The organism is Butyricicoccus sp. (assembly GCF_050872565.1).
Lineage (GTDB): Bacteria > Bacillota > Clostridia > Oscillospirales > Butyricicoccaceae > Butyricicoccus_A.
Genome location: NZ_JBNMHC010000423.1, coordinates 1 through 1,695, shown reverse-complemented (window position 1 = coordinate 1,695; position 1,695 = coordinate 1). Strand labels below are relative to the sequence as shown.

General features: G+C 50.6%; 1 protein-coding gene and 1 pseudogene. Both read right to left on the bottom strand.

The window, feature by feature from the left end; genetic code table 11:
* The coding region (locus ACR0P9_RS12100; RefSeq protein ID WP_432620497.1) for a nitrilase-related carbon-nitrogen hydrolase at positions 1 to 759 on the bottom strand (759 nt) is incomplete at its 3' end.
* Positions 760 to 1,376: 617 nt separating this feature from the next.
* A pseudogene (locus tag ACR0P9_RS12095) lies at positions 1,377 to 1,695 on the bottom strand (hypothetical protein); the annotation flags it as partial.

Genomic DNA, 1,695 nt, shown 5'->3' with positions numbered 1-1,695 from the left:
TGCGAGAATCGAGCCGTTTTCTGCAATGATATTGTGTGCGGCAAAGACCAGATCCGTTGAGGACTCGCCCTGACCGGCATCACAGTAGATATAGCCGCACTGTCCGCGTCCCGACTGCATCCGCACCAAATCGCGGCGATAAGCTGCCTTGCCGATAATCTCATCCGAAGCGGACAGATTATAAATAATCGTTGCGCCTGCGGCAGCCAATGCGCTGGACGGCGGATTAGATACCCACAAATCTTCACAAATCTCTGCGCCAATTGTAAATTCCGGCATCTCTGTGCACTGGAACACCTGCATCGGGCTGAGAGCAAACTCCTGATCGCCCCAAGTCAGATATTCTGCAGTCTCTTCCGTCGCTTCTGTAAAATGACGCAGCTCATAGAACTCGGTATAGTTCGGAATATTGCGCTTCGGCACCATGCCCAGAATGTCGCCCTTGTGCAGCACAGCGGCACAGTTATACAGCGCACCGCGCACACGAACCGGAATGCCAATCAAAATCAGCATGTCCATGTCCTTGGTCTCCTTGGCGATGCGGAGCAGCTGCTGCTTGGCACCTTCCAGCAAGACCTCATGCAAGAACAGATCGGAACAGGTATATCCGGTCAGACACAGCTCCGGAAAACCAACAACCTGCACGCCCTGTTCATTTGCCTCACGGCACAGAGTCAAAATATTGTCTGCATTGAATGCGCAGTCAGCCACATGGATTTCCGGCGTGGCTGCCGCGACTTTGATAAAACCGTCTTTCATAATAACTTCCACCTCAGGAATGAATTTTCGTGATCTCCTGCGTGCAGGCACGTATTGTCCTTATTATACTCCACCTGTCCCCAATTGAAAACAGGAGATTTTATACCGTATATTTACTATTTGTATAATTTAATTGTAAATATACGAATTAAAAATTGTTTGTACCGTTTACATCTAGCTCCAGAGCCTTCCTCTCTGAGGAAGGTGGCGCGGCGCAAGCCGTGACGGAAGGAGCAGCACGCAAACCAGTCTATATCAAGGCTGCTCTTGTGATTTGTCCGGTGCGCAGTTCGCACCGACTTCTTGGCTCTCCCTCTGGGAGAGCTGGCATTTGCGCAGCAAATGACTGAGAGGGCAGGACGCTGATAAATTCGTATGAGAGTTACCCTGATTCGTCAGAGATAGCGTGTTACTCCCTCAGTCTTGCCGCAGGGCGGCAATCCAGCTCCCTCAAGGAGGGAGCCTGCCCTCTCTGTCGCTGCGCGACATCTCTCCCAAAGGGAGAGACAAGTTTGGTTTGTGCGTAAGAGGGAGGGCGACAGAGTATCATACGAAGTGCAACAGTAAAAAATCACCAGAACCGGTCGTACCGGAACTGGTGATTTCTTGTTGTGCGTTTAATTTTTCGTTTCGCTCTTAGAGGAGCTGCTCTTGGACGTATCTTCGCTCTTGGTGCTGGTCTCTTCCGTGTACTCTGCCGGTGTGTTTTCATTGACGCTGAAATGTACCGGTCGGGTTGTCTTGGTGATCGGCAATAACTCAATGCCCTGCTTCTGAATGCCTTCGATGATGGTTGGCAATGCCTTTACGGTATTTTCCTTGCCATACGTATCGTGCATCAAGACAATGACATCGTTGCGCGAGCTGATAGACACTTCATGTATTGCATACTGTGCCAGCTGCGATGCGGAATAGTTACCGCCCTCTGCGTCATGG